The sequence below is a fragment of the Streptomyces sp. NPDC002868 genome (assembly GCF_055563295.1).
Genome location: NZ_JBVHDR010000015.1, coordinates 1 through 20,260, shown reverse-complemented (window position 1 = coordinate 20,260; position 20,260 = coordinate 1). Strand labels below are relative to the sequence as shown.

Genomic DNA, 20,260 nt, shown 5'->3' with positions numbered 1-20,260 from the left:
GATGGCCGCAAACGTCACGAACCGAGGAGATGACAGCGTGCCTGGCACGAATCTGACCCGCGAAGAGGCGCAGCAGCGGGCGAGTCTGCTGACTGTCGACTCGTACGAGATCGACCTCGACCTGAGCGGGGCACAAGAGGGCGGGACCTACCGGTCCGTGACCACCGTGCGCTTCGACTCCGCAGAGGACGGCGCGCAGAGCTTCATCGACCTGGTCGCCCCGGCCGTGCACCAAGTCGTGCTGAACGGCAAGGCACTGGACGTCGCCGCCGTCTTCAGGGACTCGCGGATCGCGCTGCCGCATCTGCTCGCGGGCCTGAACGAGCTGAAGGTCGTCGCGGACTGCGCGTACACCAACACCGGTGAGGGTCTGCACCGTTTTGTCGACCCGGTGGACCAGCAGGCCTACCTCTACACGCAGTTCGAGGTGCCGGACGCGCGCCGTGTCTTCGCCTCCTTCGAGCAGCCGGACCTCAAGGCGACCTTCCAGTTCACCGTGAAGGCCCCCGAGGGCTGGACGGTCATCTCGAACTCCCCCACCCCGGAGCCCAAGGACAACGTCTGGCACTTCGAGCCGACGCCGCGGATCTCCACGTACATCACCGCGCTGATCGTCGGTCCGTACCACAGCGTGCACAGCTCGTACGAGAAGGACGGGCAGAGCGTCCCGCTCGGCGTCTACTGCCGGCCCTCGCTCGCCGAGTTCCTGGACTCGGACGCGATCTTCGAGGTCACCCGGCAGGGCTTCGAGTGGTTCCAGGAGAAGTTCGACTACGACTACCCCTTCGCCAAGTACGACCAGCTCTTCGTGCCGGAGTTCAACGCGGGCGCGATGGAGAACGCGGGCGCGGTGACCATCCGCGACCAGTACGTCTTCCGCTCGAAGGTGACGGACGCGGCGTACGAGACGCGCGCCGAGACGATCCTGCACGAGCTTGCGCACATGTGGTTCGGCGACCTGGTCACCATGGAGTGGTGGAACGACCTGTGGCTGAACGAGTCGTTCGCCACCTACACCTCGATCGCCTGCCAGGCGTACCACCCGGACTCGAAATGGCCGCACTCCTGGACCACTTTCGCGAACCAGATGAAGACCTGGGCCTACCGGCAGGACCAGCTGCCGTCCACCCACCCGATCATGGCCGACATCCGTGACCTGGACGACGTCCTGGTCAACTTCGACGGCATCACCTACGCCAAGGGCGCGTCGGTGCTGAAGCAGCTCGTCGCGTATGTCGGACAGGACGAGTTCTTCCGCGGTGTGCAGGCGTACTTCAAGGCACACGCCTTCGGCAACACCCGGCTGTCCGACCTGCTGGGCGCGCTGGAGGAGACCTCCGGCCGTGATCTGAAAACCTGGTCGAAGGCGTGGCTGGAGACGGCCGGCATCAACATCCTGCGCCCGGAGATCGAGGTCTCCGAGGACGGGTACGTCACCTCGTTCTCCGTACGCCAGGAGGCCCCCGCCCTGCCCGCCGGCGCCAAGGGTGAGCCGACGCTGCGCCCGCACCGGATCGCGATCGGCTGCTACGACCTCGACGAGAACGGCAAGCTGGTCCGTACGAGCCGGATCGAGCTGGACGTGGACGGCGAGCACACCGATGTGCCGTTCCCGCAGAACACCCGCCGCCCCGCGGTGATCCTGCTCAATGACGACGACCTGTCGTACGCGAAGGTCCGCCTCGACGAGGAGTCGCTGCGGGTCGTCACCGAGCACCTCGGCGACTTCACCGAGTCGCTGCCGCGTGCCCTGTGCTGGGCCTCCGCCTGGGACATGACCCGCGACGGCGAGCTGGCGACGCGGGACTATCTGTCCCTGGTCCTCTCCGGCATCGGCAAGGAGTCGGACATCGGCGTCGTGCAGTCGCTGCAACGCCAGGTGAAGCTGGCGATCGACCTGTACGCGGCGCCGGAGTGGCGCGAGACGGGGCTGACGCAGTGGACGGACGCGACGCTGGCGCATCTGCGCGCGGCGGAGCCGGGCAGCGACCACCAGCTGGCGTGGGCACGGGCGTTCGCCGCGACCGCGCGGACGCCGCAGCAGCTGGACCTGCTGCAGGCGCTGCTCGACGGCACGGAGTCGATCGAGGGTCTGGCCGTGGACACCGAGCTGCGGTGGACGTTCGTGGAGCGTCTTGCGGCGGTCGGCCAGCTCGACGAGGACGAGATCGCGGCAGAGTACGAGCGGGACAAGACGGCGGCGGGCGAGCGCCACGCGGCGACGGCGCGCGCGGCCCGGCCGACGGCGGAGGCGAAGGAGGAGGCCTGGGCATCGGTCGTCGAGTCCGACAAGCTGCCGAACGCCATGCAGGAGGCGGTCATCGCGGGCTTCGTCCAGACCGACCAGCGCGAGCTGCTCGCCCCGTACACCGATAAGTTCTTCGCGGCGGTCAAGGACGTGTGGGAGTCCCGCAGCCATGAGATCGCGCAGCAGATCGCGGTCGGGCTCTACCCCTCGCTCCAGGTCTCGCAGGCCACGCTGGACGCGACGGACGCATGGCTGGCATCGGCCGAGCCGAACGCGGCGCTGCGGCGGCTGATCTCGGAGTCGCGCTCGGGCGTCGAGCGTGCGCTGAAGGCGCAGGCGGCTGACGCGGCCGCTGCGTAACGACCTCGCGCGAGGGCGCCCCGGGCCACAGCGGCTCGGGGCGCCCTCGCGTGGGCGAAAACAACGCGCCAATTTTGGTGACCCGCCGTCAAACCCCTTCGCACTACCCGGATATGCTCCCGACCGTCGTCATGTGATCTCCGTTCGATGGTTTGAGGGTGCTGATGGTTCGACAGGAAACGTCGACCGGAAGTCCGCGGCCTGCGGCCTCCTCCGTGTGGCTGCTGCCCGTCGCCGTAACTGGCGCGGCCACTGCGGCGGCTGCCGCACTGGTCTCCGAGTCGGCCCGCACCCCCGTGCTCTGGATCGGTGCCGTGGCGGTCGTCATGGTGGCGGTCGCCTGTGCCGAAGCGGCGCGCCGGGGCAGGCTGGTCCAGGAGCTGCGGGGCAGACTCGCGGAGCGGGATGCGGCGGTGGCGCGGCAGCAGGCCGAGGCCAGGCATCTCGCCGACGAACTGCTGCCGCAGGTGGTGGAGCGGCTGCGCAAGGGCGAGTTCCCGGAGGACGTACTCGACTCGCTCGACGCGCCGGCCGAGCACGAGGCGGTGCTGCACTCGGTGCTCAACGCCGTCGTCGCCGAGGAGGACCTGCGCGAATCCGCACAGCGCGCCTTCGTCAACATCGCCCGCCGGGTTCAAGCCATCGTCCACCAACAGGCCCAGGAACTGCGTGAGATGGAGGACCGGCACGGCCGGTCCCCGGACGTCTTCGGCGATCTGCTCCGGATCGACCACGGCACCGCGCTCATCGGCCGGCTCGCCGACTCGATCGCCGTGCTCGGCGGTGCGCGGCCCGGCCGCCAGTGGAGCAAGGCCGTACCGCTCTACAGCGTGATGCGCGGCGCCATGTCCCGGATCATCGACTACCAGCGGGTTGAGCTGCACTCGGTCACCGAGGTCGCCGTCTTCGGCACCGCCGTCGAGCCGCTGATCCACGCACTCGCCGAGCTGCTCGACAACGCCACCCGCTACTCGCCGCCGCAGACCAAAGTCCATCTGACCGCCGTCGACGTGCAGTCGGGCATCGCCGTCGAGATCGAGGACGGCGGCGTCAGCATGAGCGAGGAGGCCCGCAAGCGGGCCGAGCGCATGCTCCGCCAGGCCCAGCAGGGCATCGATGTCAACGACCTGGGCGAGACGCCGCGCCTCGGCCTCGCCGTGGTCGGCCGGCTGTCGCAGGCGTACGGCTTCCAGGTCTCGCTGCGCTCCTCCGCGTACGGCGGTGTGCGCGCCGTCCTGGTCGTCCCGCAGGCGCTGATCACCACGGCCGCTTCGGCGACCGGTCTCGCGCACGGCATCGGCGCCTCCTCCGGTCCCCGCCCGACCCTGCCGCAGGCTCCCGCCGAGCGGCCGCCCAGGCCGGCCACCGGCCCCATGACGGCGGACGAGGAGCTCCCTGTGGTGACCGAGCGGACCTTGAACGGTCTGCCGCAGCGGCGTCGCAAGACGCCCGTCGCGGCACCGGCCGCCCTCGCCGCAGCTGCCGCGCCGGAGCCGGAGTCCGGGCGGGATTCCCCATCCGCGGTGCAGCCCGGCATGTGGCTGGCCGCCTTCCAGAGCGGCGTGACCGGCGAGACCCCCGAGACGAACAGAGAGAACAACCAGCCATGACTCAGCAGCAGACGAACATGGACTGGATGCTCAAGGACCTCGCGGAGGGCGTGCCGCAGACCCGGCATGTGGTCGTGCTCTCCGCCGACGGTCTGCGCATGGCCCAGTACGGAACCGACACCGACACCGCCGACCGGCTGGCGGCCGCCTGTGCCGGGCTGCAGTCCCTGGCCGGCGCGGTCGCCTCCGAACTCCCGCACAGCGACGGCCGGATGCGGCTGGTCGTGATCGAGATGGACGGCGGTTTCTTCTATCTGATGGCGGCGGGCTCCGGGGCCTTCCTCGCGGTGCTCGCCGACGAGGGTGTCGACGCCGGGCTGATGGGCCAGCGGATGCGGGACCTCGTTCTGCGGATCGGTGAGCACCTCAGCACCCCGCCGCGTCAGGATGGACAGCCGAGGTGAGCGACGCGGGCGGCGGGGACTGGGAGGACAGTCCCGAGCGGCTCTACGTCATCACGGGCGGCCGCAGCGGCTCGTCCGTCCCCGCCACGCTGGACCTGGTCACCCTGATCGTGGCCAGGTCCGGGCCGAAGCCCGGAATGCAGCCGGAGCACGCGGCGATCATCGAGCTCTGCGAAGCGCCGCTGTCCGTCGCCGAGGTCTCCGCGTACACCGGTCTCCCGTTCAGCGTCGTCACCGTCCTGATCGGCGATCTGCTCGCCGAGAACCGGGTCGTCGCCCGCGCGCCCGTCCCACCCGCCCGACTTCCCGACCGCGCTTTGATTGAGGCAGTGATCGATGGACTTCAAAGGCTCTGAGCAGCCGGCGCGCACCGCCGGGCCGCGGAGCGAGGATGCGCTGCCGGCGACCGCCACCGCCGCCGTCAAGGTGGTCATCGTGGGCGGCTTCGGGGTCGGCAAGACGACCCTGGTCGGCTCGGTCAGCGAGATACGGCCACTGACCACCGAGGAGACGATGACCCAGGCCGGGGTCGGCGTCGACGACACGGCGGGCATCGGCGGCAAGACGTCGACGACGGTCGCGATGGACTTCGGCCGCATCAGTGTCAACGAGGAGCTGGTGCTCTATCTGTTCGGCACGCCCGGGCAGGAGCGCTTCTGGTTCCTGTGGCGCGGTCTGTTCGAGGGCGCGCTGGGTGCGGTGGTACTGGTCGACACCCGCCGCCTTGAGGTCAGCTTCGACGTCATCGGGCGCCTTGAGGAGCGCGGGGTGCCGTTCGTGGTGGCGGTGAACTCCTTCCCGGACGCGCCCGGCCATCCGGTGGATGAGCTGCGGGCCGCCCTGGATCTGCCCGAGGCGGTGCCGATCGTGATGTGCGACGCCCGGCAGCGCGCGTCCAGCCGGGACGTACTGATGACGCTGATGCGCTATCTGCAGAGACTTGCCACGACGCAGGAAGCGTCGTGAGCACGCCCGGGACCGGAGAGGGCCGGGTGGCGTAAAGGCGCCCTGGACTGCCCGTCGACTGCCCCTCGACTGTGCGTCGACTGCGCGTCGGCGATGCCCGGGCCGCTGCGGACACGGTTCCGGTTACTGCTCCGGTTACTGCTCCGGCGGCGGCGCCTGCGGCTTCGCCGTGGCGTCCGGCCTGTACGTCCTGGCGGAGGCCGCTTGTTCCGGTCACGGCGATGAGCAGTGCCGCAATGCCGCATACCTTAGGGATTGTCCTATTGGACCATCCGTTCGGAGTCATTACTATGCGCCATAGTTGATCACTATGGGGTGCAAGTGGCGTCTGTGAAAGCAGAGTTCGCGTCGCCCCCCAACGAGAGGGAGGCCGCAGTGGGGCCCGAGCTGATAGTTCCACCGATCTTCTCTCCCATTCCGCCGGCGATCCATCCGCGCCATGCGGACATAGACGTGCAGACCGCGGCCTGGGCCGAAACGTTTCGCATCGGGTCCGACGAGTTGCGCGGCAGACTCGTGATGCAGGACATCGGCACGTTCTCCGCCCGGATACTGCCGGAAGGGAGTGAGGAGGTCGTCTCTCTCCTCGCGGACTTCGTGCTGTGGCTCTTCGGCGTGGACGACGGACACTGCGAAGAGGGGGAACTCGGCCACCGGCCGGGCGACTTGGCAGGCCTGCTCCACCGTCTGCTGCGCGTCGCCCAGAACCCGGAAGTCCCCATGCTGCTCGACGACCCGCTGGCCGCAGGACTGCGGGACCTGCGGCTCCGGGTCAGCCGCCACGGCACTGCGGGGCAGGCAGCGCGCTGGGTGGACGCGTTGCGGGAGTACTTCTTCTCCGTGGTGTGGGAGGCGGCCCACCGCAGGGCGGACACCGTGCCCGACCTCAACGACTACACCCTGATGCGCCTCTACGACGGCGCGACGTCCGTGGTGCTGCCGCTGCTGGAGATGGGACACGGCTACGAGCTCCAGCCGCACGAGCGTGACCACACCGCCGTGCGTGCCACGGCCGAGATGGCGTCCTTCATCATCACGTGGGACAACGACATCTTCTCGTACCACAAGGAACGCAACGGGTCGGGCTACTACCTCAACGCTCTGCGGGTGCTGGAGCAGCAGCACGGCCTCACCCCCGCCCAGGCGCTGGACACGGCGATCTCCCAGCGGGACCGGGTGATGACTCTCTTCATGCGCCTGAGCGCACACCTGCAGCCGGAGGCCAGCCCGCAGCTGCGGCGGTATCTGCACAGCCTTGCCTGCTTCATACGCGGCGCCCAGGACTGGGGCATCAGCTCCGTGCGGTACACGACGCCGGACGATCCGGCCGACTTCCCCTCGGTGTTCCGCGATACGCCCACCGACGACAGCCGAGAGCCGCTGGACATCCCCGCCGTGTCCTGGTGGTGGGACCTGGTGCCCGACCATGTGCCCGGCCTCGTGGCCGACGAGACCGCATCACGCGCACTGCGCCGGCCGGTGCAAGAGACCGCGGCCTAGAACAATGGATTCTTCGGTGTCAGTGTCAGGTGCGGCTGCTTTGCAGTCGGTTCCCCGCGCGCCCGGAGCAGTACCGCTTCTCGGGCACGCCCTGAAGCTGTGGCGCGACCCGCTCGGCTTTCTCAAGTCGCTGCGGGACAGCGGCGATCTGGTCCGGGTCGACCTCGGAACGATGCCCATGTACGTCGTCACCTCGGCCGAGCTGGTCCATGAGGTGACCGTCAAGCAGGCACGCAGCTTCGAGAAGGGCCGGCTGTTCGACCGTCTGCGGCCGCTCGCGGGAAACGGTCTGGCGACGGCCAACGGTGAAGTGCACCGCAGGCTGATCCAGCCGATGTTCCACCCGCAGCGCATCTCGATGAGTACGCCATCGAGACGCTGGCGTCGACGATGTTCTCCACGGACATCGGGCTGCCGGCCGTGGAGGCCGTGCGCAGGAACCTGCCTGTCGTGCTGAAGAACATGCTGATACGGGCGGCGTCCCCCAAGTTCCTGGACAGGCTGCCGATCCGCGCCAACCGCGACTTCGACGCCGCGGCGGCGAATCTGCGCGAGGTCATCGACGAGGTGGTCGCCATCACCCGCCGGTCCGGGAAGACCGACCGGAACGACCTGCTGTCGGTGCTGCTCGCCGCGCAGGACGACGAGACCGGCGAGTCGCTGAGCGACACGGAGGTCAGGGACGAGCTCAGCACCATTCTCTTCGCCGGCGCCGAGACCACGGCCTCCACGCTCTCCTGGACCTTCCACGAACTGGCCCGCCATCCCGAGGTCGAGGAGCAGTTGGTCGCCGAGATCAAGGAGGTCGTCGGCGACCGGCCGGTGGCCATCGAGGACGTCCCCCGCCTAGAAGCGGTCCGGCGGGTGCTCGACGAGGTGATCCGGCTCCACGGGGTCACGATGCTGATGCGCCGGGCCACCGTGCCGGTGGAGCTCGGCGGGTTCAGTTTCCCGGCCGGCACCGAGGTCGCGTTCAGTCTGTACGCGCTGCACCGGGACCCCAGCCTGTACGCCGAGGCCGACCGCTTCGACCCCGGCCGGTGGCTGCCGGAGCGCCGGACGGACATCGCGCGGCAGGCCTACATCCCGTTCGGGGCGGGCAACCGTAAGTGCATCGGGGACGCGTTCGTCTGGACGGAGGCGACCATCGCGCTGGCGACGATCCTGGCGCGCTGGCAACTGCGCCCGGTCCCGGGCCACACGCCTCGGGAGGTGGCCTCGGCGGTGGCGCACCCGGACCGTATGCCGATGACGGTCGAGCCCCGGGACGCGTGACGCGGCGTCCGCCGTCAACCTGTCAGACGCTCGTAGGGTGACGAAGCTCCCCGACCGGACGACCATGGCGACGACGGCGAGCAGCAGCCCGAGGCCGGAAGCCTGCCGAAACTTCCCCGCCGTGGTCGTCTCACTGCTGCGGACGCGAGCTTGTGGAGCCAGCGTCGCGGCGAGTGAACCCTTAGGTTCGACGATTATTTGAAGCAAAACTGAAAGGTCGAGGAGCGAGGGGCAGCAGGCATGGCAAGGGCGCCTGGGGGTGCGTACACACCCAAGGCGCCCTTGGAAAGCCGGTGGAGCTAGTGGAGCAGGTGAAGCTCGGAGCCGGTCAGCTCTGCTTCCTGGACTTGTCGAGAGCCATCACCAGGCCCGCGATCACCAGGAAGAGGACCAGCGGCGCCGCGACATAGAGGCCCAGCGTCTCGATCACGCTCAGACCCGGGCCCGGGTCCGAGCCGTCGTCGGCGCCGGGGGCAGCGGCGAGCGCGGGCGACGACAGGAGCAGCATCATCAGCGTCGTACCGGCCGCGACGGCGCCGGCGCGCAAAGCGTTCTTCTTGTCCACGGTGCCAACGTAGCGAACGGCTATCCCGGCCGCGCGTCCGGGGGTGCCGTACGGGGCCCGAAGACCCCCATCAGCTCGTGCAGGCGGGGCGAGGCGGCCAGCTCCTCCAGGGTGACCGGGTGGCCTTCGGCGTCCGCGACCGGCAGGCGCCAGTTCGGGTACTGGTCCCAGGTGCCCGGGAGGTTCTGCGGTCGGCGGTCGCCCACCGCGTCCGGCAGCCAGACGCCGACCATGCGGGCGGGCGTACGCAGCAGAAAGCGGTAGGCCGCGCGGATCTGGCCCTCCTCGTCGCCCCTGCCCTCGGGCAGCAGGCCGAGGCCGGTGAGCAGGCGGAGCCACTCGGCGACATCCGCCGCGTCCTGCGTACGCTCCTGCTCCAGGGGGCGGGTGAGCAGACCGAGGCGGTGCCGCAGCGCCACATGCTCGCCGGTAAGGCGGGCCGCGGTGGACGGGAGATCGTGCGTGGTCGCGGTGGCCACGCAGCCCTCGCGCCAGCGCTCGGGCGGCAGCGGGCGGCCCGTGCCGGCCCAGTCGCGCTCGAACCAGAGCACGGAGGTGCCCAGAACGCCCCTGTGGGTCAGTGCCTCACGCACACCCGGTTCGACCGTGCCGAGGTCCTCTCCTATGACGGCCGTGCCCGCGCGGTGAGCCTCCAGAACGAGGACCGCGAGCATCGCCTCCGCGTCGTACCGCACATACGTGCCGTCGGTGGGCGGGGTGCCCTCCGGGACCCACCAGAGGCGGAACAGGCCCATGACATGGTCGATGCGCAGCGCGCCCGCGTTCCGGAGGAGGCCGCGGAGCAGTCCGCGGTACGGGGCGTAACCGGACGCGGCCAGCACATCGGGCCGCCACGGGGGCAGGCCCCAGTCCTGACCGCGTGCGTTGAAGGCGTCCGGGGGCGCGCCGACCGACATCCCGGCGGCGAATGCCTTCCGCTGCGCCCAGGCGTCCGCGCCGCCGGGATGCACGCCGACGGCCAGGTCATGGACGATGCCGACGCCCATGCCCGCCTCGCGCGCCGCCTGCCCGGCGGCGGCCAGCTGCTGGTCGGTGAGCCAGGCGAGCCGCCCGTGGAAGTCGACCCGGTCCATCAGCTCGCGCCGGGCCCGCGCGGTCTCGGGCGAGCGCGGGTCCTGCAGCGCGGCGGGCCAGGAGTGCCACTCGGGCCCGTGCACCTCTGCGAGGGCGCACCAGGTGGCGTGGTCCTCCAGGGCCTGGCCCTGCTCGGCCAGGAAGTCGCAGTACGCGGCGCGGCGGCCGGGCCCGAGCGGGATACCGTGCACGATCTCCAGGGCCGCGCGCTTCAGCGCCCACACGGCGTCCCGGTCGATCAACGCGCCCTTCTCCAGCACGGATTCACGCAGCCGCGCGGCCTCGTCACGGAGCTCGTCCAGCCGCTGCCGGTCGCGGGCGCAGACGTACGCGTACTCGGGGATGTCCTCGATCCGCAGATGGACGGGATCGGGGAACCGCCGTGAGGACGGCCGGTACGGCGAGGGATCGGTGGGCGTCCCGGGCACAGCCGCGTGCAACGGGTTGACCTGCACAAACCCGGCTCCGAGCGCCCGCCCCGACCAGGTGGCGAGCTCAGCCAGATCACCGAGGTCGCCCATGCCCCAGGACCGGGCGGAGAGCAGGGAGTAGAGCTGCACGAGAAAGCCGTACGAACGCCGGTCGGGCTGCGGCACACGGGCGGGCGCGACGATGAGGGTGGAGTGTGCGACGCGCTCGTCGGGGGCGTGGGCGCGGGCAGACAACTGGTGCACGCCGAGGGGCAGTTGCGACCAGACGCGGGACTCATCGGCGGGAGTCGCCGCGTCGAAGGGAGGCGTCGCATCGGCCGGAGGCGTCGCATCGACGGGAGGCGTCGCATCGGCCGGAGGCGTCGCATCGACGGGAGGCGTCGCATCGGCCGGAGGCGTCGCATCGACGGGAGGCGTCGCATCGGCCGTGGTGCTCGGCTCCGCCCCGTCCTGCTGGGCAGCGTCGGCCGGACCCGGGCTGGTCCACTCGACCGCCACGCCCCCTTCCGTCTCGACCCGCACACTCGTGCCCGCGGGGAGCGCCGTCAGGACAGGTGGGAGCTCCTGGGCGCCCTCACGCCACAGCACCACCGTCGGCGGCAGCAGGCGGGCCGACGCCGCGGACTCGGCGTGGTTCAAGGCGTCGCGTAACGCCGCGGGCGTCGACGCGTCGACGCCCAACGCGGCGAGGACCGCGACGACCGTGGCGTCGGGGACCGGGACCGTGACGCCCTCCGAAGGCGCGTAGGCGGTGGCGACTCCGTGCAGCGCGGCGAGCCGGGCAAGGCCCATTCAGACTCCTGGGGACTCCGTGCCGCCGGCCATGCCGGGCGCGGTCGGCTCACTGGTGAGGGGAGCGGTGTCGGCGAGGGGCGGCTCGCTGGTCAGCGGGGCGGCGTCGGCGAGCGGGGGTTCGCTGGTCAGCGGGCCGGGGCCCGGGACCTGTTTGGACAGGGCGGAGAGCAGCAGATGTGCGGATGCGGCCATGGGGGTCACTCCAAGCTGACGGTAGTGGGACACAGACGCCCTACCCAGCGGGCGCGACGGCAGACGTACACGATCAGTCAACGTGTTCCGCATCACATTCCGTTCCCCACATTCCCTTCCTCGCCAAGCAGTTGAGTCGCATTGCGGCAAACCACCCATCGCCTCAGGCAAAAGGTGCACAACGGCCATGCGCATTGACACCCTCAGTGTGGTGGTGGTGGGCTCGAAACCGACCGGAACGGCACGGGGAGAACGAGGGGAGACGGGCGTGCGGCTCGCGCGCAGGAGGCGCACCGCGACAGCCGTCGCGGTCGCTGTCATCGGCAGCCTGCTCGGCGGCGCGCACGGCGCTGTCGCGGCCCCCGAAGACCCCGTCTCCCTACCCAGCACCGCCAAGGACCCCGAGGGCGAGGCCGCGCTGCCGTCCGTGTGGCCGCGCCCGCAGTCGATGCGTGCGGCCGGCTCCGCCGTGCCGCTCGGCGACGAGGTGACCGTCGTCGCGGACCGCACCGCCGATCCGTACGCCGTGGAGCGGCTGAAGGAGCTGCTGCGCGAGTCCGGCGTACGGACCGTGCACACCGAACTGCCCGGCCGCGGCCCCGTCCTGCGCATCGGCGGCACCGGCGCGCAGAACGCGCTGCGCGCCCTGCGCGCGCCCGAACGCGCCGACCTGCCCTCCGGGGGCTACCGGATCGCTGTCGGCCAGGTCGAGGGCCGTGACACGGTCGCGCTCGACGGCGTCGGCGAGGACGGGCTGTTCCACGGCGTCCAGACGCTGCGCCAGCTGATCACCGACCGGAACGCCGCCGCCCGGACCGGCCAGAAGACCGTCGCCAGAGTTGTCGCTGGAGTTCTCGTACGCGACTGGCCGGGCACGGCCGTCCGCGGCCTGACGGAGGGTTTCTACGGACAGCCCTGGAGCCATCAACAGCGTCTGTCGCAGCTGGACTTCATGGGCCGTACCAAGCAGAACCGCTACCTCTACGCGCCCGGCGACGACCCCTTCCGGCAGGCCCGCTGGCGCGACCCGTACCCCGCCGCGCAGCGCGCCGAGTTCCGCGAACTCGCCGAGCGTGCCCGGCAGAACCACGTCACGCTCGCCTGGGCCGTCGCACCCGCGCAGGAGATGTGCCTGGCCAAGAACGGCGACGTCAAGGCGCTGACGCGCAAGATCGACGCGATGTGGGCGCTGGGGGTGCGCGCCTTCCAGCTGCAGTTCCAGGACGTCAGCTACAGCGAGTCGCACTGCGACAAGGACGCGGACGCCTTCGGCTCGGGCCCGGAGGCCGCGGCCAGGGCACATGCCAGGGTCGCGGGCGCGGTGGCCCGGCACCTGGCGGACCGGTATCCGGGGGCCGAGCCCCTGTCGCTGATGCCGACGGAGTTCTACCAGGACGGCGCCACCGACTACCGGCAGGCGCTCGCGAGCGAGCTGGACAGCCGGGTCCAGGTGGCGTGGACGGGCGTGGGCGTGGTGCCGCGCACGATCACCGGGCGCGAACTGGTGGGTGCGCGGGACGTGTTCAAGCACCCGCTGGTCACCATGGACAACTACCCGGTCAACGACTACGCACAGGACCGGATGTTCCTCGGCCCCTACACGGGCCGCGAGCCCGCCGTGGCGAGCGGTTCGGCCGCCCTGCTCGCCAACGCCATGGAGCAGGCGTCCGCCTCCCGCATCCCGCTGTTCACGGCCGCCGACTACGCCTGGAACCCGAGGAGCTACCGCCCCCAGGAGTCCTGGCAGGCCGCGATAAACGACCTCGCGGGCGGTGACGCCTCGACCCGTGAGGCGCTGCGCGCGCTGGCCGGCAACCACGCCTCCTCGATCCTCAGCCCCGCCGAGTCCGGCTATCTGCAGCCGCTGCTGAAGGACTTCTGGTGGTCGCGTACGACGACGGACGTGGCGGCCAGGGACCGGGCCGCGGCCTCGCTGCGCGCCGCGTTCACCGTGATGCGCGAGGCACCGCAGCGGCTGAAGGGGCCCGCCGACGGCCGTCTGGGCGACGAAGTACGGCCATGGCTCGAGCAGTTGGCACGGTACGGCCGGGCCGGCGAGCTGTCCGTCGACATGCTGCAGGCGCAGGCCCGCGGCGACGGCGAGAGGGGCTGGCGGGCCTCGCTGGACCTGGAGCCGCTGCGCAAGAGGCTCGGGGCGAGCCGGGCGACGGTCGGCAAGGGCGTGCTGAACCCGTTCCTGGACCGGGCGGCGAAGGAGTCGGCGGCCTGGACGGGCGCGGACCGCGTCAAGGACACGGCGGGCGACGACACGGTGTGGCTGGACCGGGCGAGGCCGGTGGCGGCGGTGACGGTGATGTCGGAGCCGACGCGCCGGGCGGCGGTCTCCGGGGCCGCGAGCGGGACCCCGGGCAGGGGCGCGAGCGGGACCCCCGGCGGAGGCTCGGGCTCCGGGGGAGGCTCGGGCTCCGCCGGCCGCCTTGAGGCGCACGTCCCGGGCGAGGGCTGGCGCACGCTCGGCCCTCTCTCGGCAAGCGGCTGGACCCACGCCGACGCCAAGGGCCTGCGGATGGACGCGGTGCGGGTCGCGTCCGACGGGGACGAGCCCGTCGCCGTACGGTCCGTGGTGCCCTGGTTCGCCGACGAGCCGCCGGCCGGCCTCGATCTCGTACAGGGCGAGACGGACGCCGAGATCGGCGGCGGTCCGCAGCGGGCGGGCATCCGGCTGACCCCGCGCCGCCCCGCCGAGGTGCGCGGCGCGCTCACCGCGAAGGCTCCCGCGGGCATCAAGGTGTCGGTGCCGAAGGAGACGACGGTGCCGCGTGGACTGCGTACGACCGTGCCGGTCGAGGTCACCGTCCCGGCAGGCACGCCGGCCGGGGAGTATCAGGTGCCGCTGTCCTTCGGGGGCCAGGAGCGCACGCTCACGGTGCGTGCCTATCCGCGCACCGCGGGCCCCGACCTCGCGCGCGCCGCGGGCTCCGTCGCCTCCTCGTCCGGCGACGAGACGGCCGACTTCCCGGCGGCCTCGGCGCTCGACGACGACCCGAAGACCCGCTGGTCCTCGCCCGCCGAGGACGGCGCCTGGTGGCAGCTGGAGCTGCAGCGGCCCGCCCGGGTCGGCCAGGTGGTGCTGCACTGGCAGGACGCGTACGCGACGAAGTACCGCGTCCAGGCGTCGGCGGACGGCCGCACCTGGCGTACGGCCGCGACGGTGACCGACGGCAGGGGCGGGCGCGAGGCGGTCCGCATGGACAGCCGCGACACCCGCTTCATCCGCGTCCAGGGCGATGGGCGCGCAACGCAGTACGGCTACTCACTCTGGTCGGTGGAGGCATACGCCGTCGCAGAGTGAGCGAGCCGTTACAGCCCGGACAAGGGACGACGAAGGCCCGGATCTTAGGCAGAAATGCCGTCGATCCGGGCCATCGCGTCGTCCGCGCCGTACGGCTGCAGGTATGGCAGCCAGCGCGGATCCCTATGCCCGGTCCCGATGATGCGCCACGCGAGCCCGCTCGGCGGGGCGGGCTGATGGCGCAGCCGCCACCCCAGCTCCCGCAGATGCCGGTCCGCCTTGACGTGATTGCAGCGGCGGCAGGCCGCCACCACGTTGTCCCAGACGTGCTGTCCGCCGCGACTGCGCGGAATGACATGGTCGACGCTGGTTGCGACGCCACCGCAGTACATACAGCGCCCGCCGTCGCGGGCGAAGAGTGCTTTGCGGGTGAGAGGAACAGGCCCCCGGTAGGGGACCCGTACGAACCGTTTCAGACGTACGACGCTGGGGGCGGCGATGACACGGGTCGCGCTGTGCATGAAGGCGCCGGATTCCTCGAGGCAGAGAGCCTTGTTCTCCAGGACGAGGATGAGCGCGCGGCGGAGCGGTACGACACCGAGGGGCTCGTACGACGCATTGAGGACCAGGACGTGCGGCACGGTGGATGCCTCCTTGTACGCCGGCGGCGCGTGGCTCGCGCCGGGACGATCTGCTCTCAGTCTCTCCTCATGCCAGGTCCGAGCGCCACCACGTGCAGGTAACGGGCTCGAGGTGTTTTCGACCACATGCCTTCGACGTGCCGCGACGTGCCTCGACATGCCTTCGACAGGTTCATCCCCAGGTGAGCCTCGTCTCTCCCTCGAACAGCGCACCGGAACACACCGGATGCCCCGTTAGGGTGGTTGGTCTGCTACCGCAATGCCTGGAGGTTCCCCCCGTGTCCTGGTCCGTCCTATTGGCCGCCGATCCGTCACCCGAGCCCGTCTCGCTCGACGAGGCCGCCAAGCAGGCCGGCGACGCAGCGGGCTGGGTGGAGGAGAACTGGTCCACCTGGCTGAACACCAGTCTGCGCATCGCGCTGATCCTGGTGGTCGCGCTGGTGCTGCGCATGCTCCTCCGCCGTGCCCTGACCAAGCTGATAGAGCGGATGAACCGCTCCGCCCAGGCCGTGGAGGGCACCGCCCTCGGCGGTCTGCTGGTCAACGCCGAGAGACGCCGGCAGCGCTCCGAGGCCATCGGATCCGTACTCCGCTCGGTCTCTTCCTTTGTGATTCTCGGCACCGCGGGCCTGATGATCCTCGGCGCTTTCAAGATCGACCTGGCCCCGCTGCTCGCCTCGGCGGGTGTCGCGGGAGTCGCGATCGGTTTCGGCGCGCGGAATCTCGTGACGGACTTCCTCTCGGGCGTCTTCATGATCATGGAGGACCAGTACGGCGTCGGCGACAGTGTGGACGCGGGCGTCGCCTCCGGCGAGGTGATCGAGGTCGGCCTGCGTGTGACGAAGCTGCGCGGCGACAACGGCGAGATCTGGTACGTACGCAACGGCGAGATCAAGCGCATCGGCAACCTCAGCCAGGGCTGGGCGACGGCGACGGTCGACGTCATGGTCCGCTCCTCGGAAAACCTGGACCACGTCCGCTCGGTGATCGGCGAGGTCGCGGACGACCTGGCGAAGTCCGAGCCGTGGAACGAGCAGCTGTGGGGCCCGGTGGAGGTGCTGGGCCTGAACGAGGTGCTGCTGGACTCGATGACGATCCGGGTCTCGGCGAAGACGATGCCGGGCAAGGCGCTGGGCGTGGAGCGGGAACTGCGCTGGCGCATCAAGCAGGCCTTCGACGCGGCGGGCATCCGCATCGTGGGCGGCCTGCCGCCGGCGACGGAGGAGGCGTCGGCGCTCGACCCGACGGCGGGGATGGCGGCACCGTCGGCGTACGCGTCGGCGACGTCGCCGCAGTCGATGGCGGCGACGCCGATCGCGCCGTCGGCGAATCTGTCAAAGTAGCTGGCAGTGACAGGGCCCCTCCCCTAGCGGAGGGGCCCTGTCCTGCTTCCGGTACTACGGACTCTCGTAGGTCGGGAACTGTCCGGTGTCGATAACCCAGGCTCCGGCGGTCATCGTGTCGCCGAAGACGTAGTCGTGCCTGGACCGGTACCGGATGCCCTCCGCCCGGGGCCGGGGTCAATGAGAACCGCAGCCGTGCCCTTCCGGGGGTCGATGATCACGTAGACAGGGATCCCCATGGCCGGGTAGTCCCGAGCCTTGTCCTCGTAGTCATTATCGGGATTCGAGCGCGAAACGATCTCCGCCACCATCAGCACATCGGCCGGATCCACGTAGGCGTCGCCCTCGTCCAGGGCGGACTCGGGGAGCACAAGCAGGTCGGGCCGCCGCATGCGCTGTATGGCCGGCGACTCGATCTCCGGCCCACTGTGAGCGACCACCCCAGGGTGGGTGGCGAGCAACTGGGCGTCCAACTGTCGACGCAGCCGCAGGGTGATGAGCTCGTGGCGCTTACCCAGACTCCTCATCAACGTGATGCCCGCGTCATCGATCTCGATGGCCCAGACCGGGGGCTCGATGGGCAGTTCGTCGGCGACGGTGCGCAGACGATCGTAGGTCTTGGCGTCCATAGGGACTCCTCGCGGTCCGGCCTGCTGGGTCCCGACTTCGTGAGGGGCGACTCGGATGAGCCGCCCCTGGGGCCATCAGGTTTCGGGTGACGGCACAGAAGCATGCTTCGGTAGTCGAGCGCCACGGCTCTCGGCGACGCGCAAGGCGTCCCGCAGCGCCTCAACCAGTCGGGACGAGAGAAAACGGAGCTCACTGCTGTCGGCCCGGGGCTCGTCGAGCAATGCCTCGGCATGGCCGAGCAGTTCGGCACCCATACCGAGCTGCACACACTCGATCTGGTCGGCGACCCGAGAGACGAACCCTCCGTTGCCGTCAGTCAGCACATAGCAAGGCTTGCCCTCAGGGCCGGGCCAAGGAAGCAGCCGGACTGCGGAATCCCCGGTCATCAGATCGCCCCCAGCGAGTGGATGTTCCGGGTGTCGAGATCAATCCCGAACGACGCGAACAACAACACACGGCGGCGCTGCTTGCGCAATCGCTGCTCATGAGCAACGAGATAGGGGCGAACGAGCGCGCAGTCCTCACCCCGCAGAGGGGGCGGGGCGGCCGGGGGTACGTCGTTGGGCATCGAGCAGCAGCCCCGGTGTCGGCCATGGGCGGGTAACAGCAGAATCAGCAACTGCTCGAAGATACGGGCGATACAGTGCGGCACGTCGACCTGCTCTCTTCAGGTGGACCACGCCCCCGGGCCGTGACAGCGGCCGCGGGGGTCTTCGGTAGTCGTACGACCACCGACCGTAGGCTCCCTGGGCAGGGGGGAGGGGCAGAGTGCCTGCCCCATCCGTCAGGCCGCCAACATGCCGACCTTCACAGCGAGTTCGCTGGCGCGCCGCCGCTGGTACGGGCTCTTCGACTCCGCCTCCTCGAGGAGGATTCGGCGCGCGTAGCCGTTGTAGCGCATGGTCTCCGGGGCAGCTCCGTACGCCTTGTCCAGAGCCGCCAAAGCCGCTTCAGGCTGTCTGTCCAGCTGATACCCACGGGCCTCTTCGATGCGGTGCCGAGCGTGTCGGGGGCGGGAAGGAATCGTCGACGCATCAGCCACAACGGCCTGACGGACGCTCTCCCCGCCCGCGTGCAACTCAACAGCGACGGTCACCGCGTGCGCGCCCATGATGGCCCGTGAGAACGACGTAACGGGGTGGTAGTAGTCGGCCGGCAGCCGCTCGGACGTGGCACGTGCCATGTCCCAATACCCCCAAGCGGAGCCTGTGTCGCCACGTCGTGCTGCCGTGTACCCCGCCTCGAACTGGAGGGCCCCCGCGATCGCCAGCACATCATCGCCCGACTCCGGCAGCAGTGGTTCGAGGTAGCGGAGGGTCCCCAGGGTCACCGCATCAGCCGCGTCGAAATGACCCGGGCCGCTGTCACGGTGCGCCTGCGCGGTGAGCCACGCAGCCACACCAAGCGTGTGAGGGTCTTCCGATTCCAGAGCCGCGACCATCCCTCGCTCGACCACGCGCCAGAGCAGTGCGGCGTCGGGCTGGTAGGCGATGAAGAACTGACACAGGCTGTACGCCTGCGAGAGCAACGCCTGTGCGACGCGCCGCTCAGCCGCCGTCTCGGACTGCCGCACGGCAAGCTGCGCGTCGCGGATCAGCTCGGGCAGCAGAGAGCCGATGACCTCTCGGTGGTTCGGAGCCGAGTGCCGAGCCCGCCAGGCACGCACGAGACGAGCCTCCAAGTGGGAGACAGGCGGGGCCTCGTGGTCAGCTGTGAACGGATACGCATCGATAGCCGCACGCACCTGAGGAAGCCGCGCATGGCCCGGACCGACGAACAAAGCGACGGGCACAGTCTGATCACCCATGAGCTCGGAGAGATCCCGTACGCGCAACGCTTCGGCGACCCGCAGCACCATGGGGAGCTTGGGCATCTGCAACTGCCCACCCTCCACCTGCTTCACCCAGCTAGGAGACTTGCCGACCAGTCCGGCGAGCACGGTGCGACTCATGCCACGGCGGGTACGCAGGACCTGCATGCGCTGGCCGAATGCGATGGGCTCGGTGAAGGGGGCAGGGGTGACATCGGACGGCATGGCCTTGCCTCTCTGTGTGCAACCCACGTCAAAGGCAGAGTATGGCGCGAGGTCACATGAGGCACGAAGATCGGCCTACTTCACCCGCAGGGACACTGGTCCCAGGGGAGTTGGCCCTAAGCAGGAACGCCGTGCCACGCCACGGCACGGGATGACGTTGCCGTCACCGTTGCTGTTGAGGACCAGCTCCGCTGTATCACCTGTGCCAGCAATTCAGCGGGGCGAAACGCGCGAACCGTCGACTTGCGGGCAGAGTGGAAGCCCGTGCCCGTTCGAATTCGTCGCGAGGCCCCCTCCCCAAGCAATCGAGGAGAGGGGGCCTCACTACGCCACCGCATTTTCATGATGGCTATTTAGTTGACTATCGCATGGGCAACAGGGAGCACTATCTGACCCGCGAGAACCATCCACTACGCGGCTCCGTCAAGCACCCTTGAGAAACCAAATCTCTGCATGCAGCAGTGATTTCTTCAAGGCTTCCCGAATACTCTTCACCAGCACTCATTGAAAGCCGTCTGATTCTCCAAGAATCAAAGACTTCCACCCCTCCCTCAAGGAAATCGACATCAACCTCGGCACCATTTCCTTCAACGAAGAGGCACCCAGAGCCATGCACGCTGTATCCGAGCCCGTCGAGGATAAGCCCAGACTTGTCGATGGAGCGCGACCGGTACATGTGGAGGAGAACGGCCAGCCCTTGGGGCCCCGGGTAGCGGAGCTGAACAGTGCCGCGCACCCGAGAGAGCGCCTGCAGGTACTTCTCGACTTCCCTCAAAGACTCGCTCATCATCGATACCCCGGTCTCTTGTGCCTGTTCACTAGCCTCGATCTTTCGTGACGGCTTGCCGCTTCATCTGGTGGGCCGTTTCGGCTTGTTGGATGGGGTGCGGGCAAGCCAGTGGCCCGGCTGTCGCGTC

19 protein-coding genes are annotated in these 20,260 nt (G+C 69.9%); 10 read left to right on the top strand and 9 right to left on the bottom strand.

Features of this window, described 5'->3' with window-relative positions:
- Nucleotides 1-37 precede the first annotated feature (37 nt).
- The 8 genes from pepN to ACZ3H8_RS33300 all read left to right on the top strand — a co-directional run bounded on the left by pepN (nucleotide 38) and on the right by ACZ3H8_RS33300 (nucleotide 8,363).
- On the top strand, nucleotides 38-2,608 hold the full coding sequence (gene pepN / locus ACZ3H8_RS33335) for an aminopeptidase N (protein ID WP_467408105.1): 2,571 nt from the start codon (nucleotides 38-40) through the stop codon (nucleotides 2,606-2,608).
- A 164-nt stretch (nucleotides 2,609-2,772) separates the two neighbouring features.
- Nucleotides 2,773-4,218, top strand: a complete 1,446-nt coding sequence (locus tag ACZ3H8_RS33330; RefSeq protein WP_467408104.1) for a sensor histidine kinase — start codon at nucleotides 2,773-2,775, stop codon at nucleotides 4,216-4,218.
- Nucleotides 4,215-4,622 carry a roadblock/LC7 domain-containing protein gene (locus ACZ3H8_RS33325; RefSeq protein WP_467408103.1) on the top strand — a complete coding sequence of 136 codons (408 nt, stop codon included), beginning with the start codon at nucleotides 4,215-4,217 and terminating at the stop codon, nucleotides 4,620-4,622. Before ACZ3H8_RS33330 ends, ACZ3H8_RS33325 begins: the two co-directional genes overlap by 4 nt.
- Nucleotides 4,619-4,978 (top strand): DUF742 domain-containing protein, encoded by a 360-nt coding sequence (locus ACZ3H8_RS33320; RefSeq protein WP_307663489.1) that lies wholly within the window; start codon nucleotides 4,619-4,621, stop codon nucleotides 4,976-4,978. Before ACZ3H8_RS33325 ends, ACZ3H8_RS33320 begins: the two co-directional genes overlap by 4 nt.
- Nucleotides 4,959-5,588: a GTP-binding protein gene (locus ACZ3H8_RS33315; RefSeq protein ID WP_356226325.1), complete on the top strand. Its 630-nt coding sequence runs from the start codon at nucleotides 4,959-4,961 to the stop codon at nucleotides 5,586-5,588. Before ACZ3H8_RS33320 ends, ACZ3H8_RS33315 begins: the two co-directional genes overlap by 20 nt.
- A 375-nt stretch (nucleotides 5,589-5,963) precedes the next feature.
- A complete protein-coding gene (locus ACZ3H8_RS33310; protein WP_467408101.1) occupies nucleotides 5,964-7,088 on the top strand; it encodes a selina-4(15),7(11)-diene synthase in 1,125 nt (374 codons plus the stop codon).
- Between the two features lie 40 nt (nucleotides 7,089-7,128).
- On the top strand, nucleotides 7,129-7,545 hold the full coding sequence (locus ACZ3H8_RS33305; protein WP_467408100.1) for a cytochrome P450: 417 nt from the start codon (nucleotides 7,129-7,131) through the stop codon (nucleotides 7,543-7,545).
- Nucleotides 7,479-8,363, top strand: a complete 885-nt coding sequence (locus tag ACZ3H8_RS33300; RefSeq protein ID WP_467408098.1) for a cytochrome P450 — start codon at nucleotides 7,479-7,481, stop codon at nucleotides 8,361-8,363. The genes ACZ3H8_RS33305 and ACZ3H8_RS33300 overlap by 67 nt, the downstream gene beginning before the upstream one ends.
- 328 nt (nucleotides 8,364-8,691) lie before the next feature.
- Here the strand turns inward: ACZ3H8_RS33300 and ACZ3H8_RS33295 are convergent, their stop codons facing one another.
- The 3 genes from ACZ3H8_RS33295 to ACZ3H8_RS33285 are packed head-to-tail and all read right to left on the bottom strand — an operon-like array spanning nucleotide 8,692 to nucleotide 11,441.
- Nucleotides 8,692-8,928, bottom strand: coding sequence for a hypothetical protein (locus tag ACZ3H8_RS33295; RefSeq protein WP_467408097.1), 237 nt, complete (start codon nucleotides 8,926-8,928; stop codon nucleotides 8,692-8,694).
- Between the two features lie 20 nt (nucleotides 8,929-8,948).
- Nucleotides 8,949-11,246, bottom strand: coding sequence for a 4-alpha-glucanotransferase (gene malQ / locus ACZ3H8_RS33290; protein ID WP_467408095.1), 2,298 nt, complete (start codon nucleotides 11,244-11,246; stop codon nucleotides 8,949-8,951).
- Nucleotides 11,247-11,441 (bottom strand): hypothetical protein, encoded by a 195-nt coding sequence (locus ACZ3H8_RS33285; protein ID WP_307663483.1) that lies wholly within the window; start codon nucleotides 11,439-11,441, stop codon nucleotides 11,247-11,249. It abuts the gene before it with no gap.
- A gap of 268 nt (nucleotides 11,442-11,709) precedes the next feature.
- On the opposite strand from ACZ3H8_RS33285, the gene ACZ3H8_RS33280 reads away from it, so the two are divergent.
- The gene (locus tag ACZ3H8_RS33280) at nucleotides 11,710-14,754 is read left to right on the top strand and encodes a beta-N-acetylglucosaminidase domain-containing protein (protein ID WP_467408253.1); all 3,045 of its coding nucleotides are present in this window, start codon (nucleotides 11,710-11,712) and stop codon (nucleotides 14,752-14,754) included.
- A gap of 44 nt (nucleotides 14,755-14,798) precedes the next feature.
- Here the strand turns inward: ACZ3H8_RS33280 and ACZ3H8_RS33275 are convergent, their stop codons facing one another.
- Nucleotides 14,799-15,335, bottom strand: coding sequence for an HNH endonuclease (locus ACZ3H8_RS33275; protein ID WP_356226193.1), 537 nt, complete (start codon nucleotides 15,333-15,335; stop codon nucleotides 14,799-14,801).
- A gap of 278 nt (nucleotides 15,336-15,613) precedes the next feature.
- Here ACZ3H8_RS33275 and ACZ3H8_RS33270 point away from each other — a divergent pair, with 278 nt between their 5' ends.
- Nucleotides 15,614-16,678 carry a mechanosensitive ion channel family protein gene (locus tag ACZ3H8_RS33270; protein ID WP_467408093.1) on the top strand — a complete coding sequence of 355 codons (1,065 nt, stop codon included), beginning with the start codon at nucleotides 15,614-15,616 and terminating at the stop codon, nucleotides 16,676-16,678.
- A gap of 110 nt (nucleotides 16,679-16,788) precedes the next feature.
- Here the strand turns inward: ACZ3H8_RS33270 and ACZ3H8_RS33265 are convergent, their stop codons facing one another.
- The 5 genes from ACZ3H8_RS33265 to ACZ3H8_RS33245 form a co-directional block, all read right to left on the bottom strand.
- Entirely contained in the window at nucleotides 16,789-17,307 is a 519-nt protein-coding gene (locus tag ACZ3H8_RS33265; RefSeq protein WP_467408092.1) for a Uma2 family endonuclease, read from the bottom strand.
- A gap of 75 nt (nucleotides 17,308-17,382) precedes the next feature.
- The gene (locus ACZ3H8_RS33260; RefSeq protein WP_467408091.1) at nucleotides 17,383-17,631 is read right to left on the bottom strand and encodes a hypothetical protein; all 249 of its coding nucleotides are present in this window, start codon (nucleotides 17,629-17,631) and stop codon (nucleotides 17,383-17,385) included.
- Nucleotides 17,632-17,693: 62 nt separating this feature from the next.
- Entirely contained in the window at nucleotides 17,694-17,960 is a 267-nt protein-coding gene (locus tag ACZ3H8_RS33255) for a hypothetical protein (protein ID WP_467408089.1), read from the bottom strand.
- Between the two features lie 132 nt (nucleotides 17,961-18,092).
- A complete protein-coding gene (locus ACZ3H8_RS33250; protein ID WP_467408088.1) occupies nucleotides 18,093-19,343 on the bottom strand; it encodes a helix-turn-helix domain-containing protein in 1,251 nt (416 codons plus the stop codon).
- A gap of 385 nt (nucleotides 19,344-19,728) precedes the next feature.
- Nucleotides 19,729-20,130 (bottom strand): DUF6896 domain-containing protein, encoded by a 402-nt coding sequence (locus tag ACZ3H8_RS33245; protein ID WP_467408086.1) that lies wholly within the window; start codon nucleotides 20,128-20,130, stop codon nucleotides 19,729-19,731.
- Nucleotides 20,131-20,260: the final 130 nt, after the last annotated feature.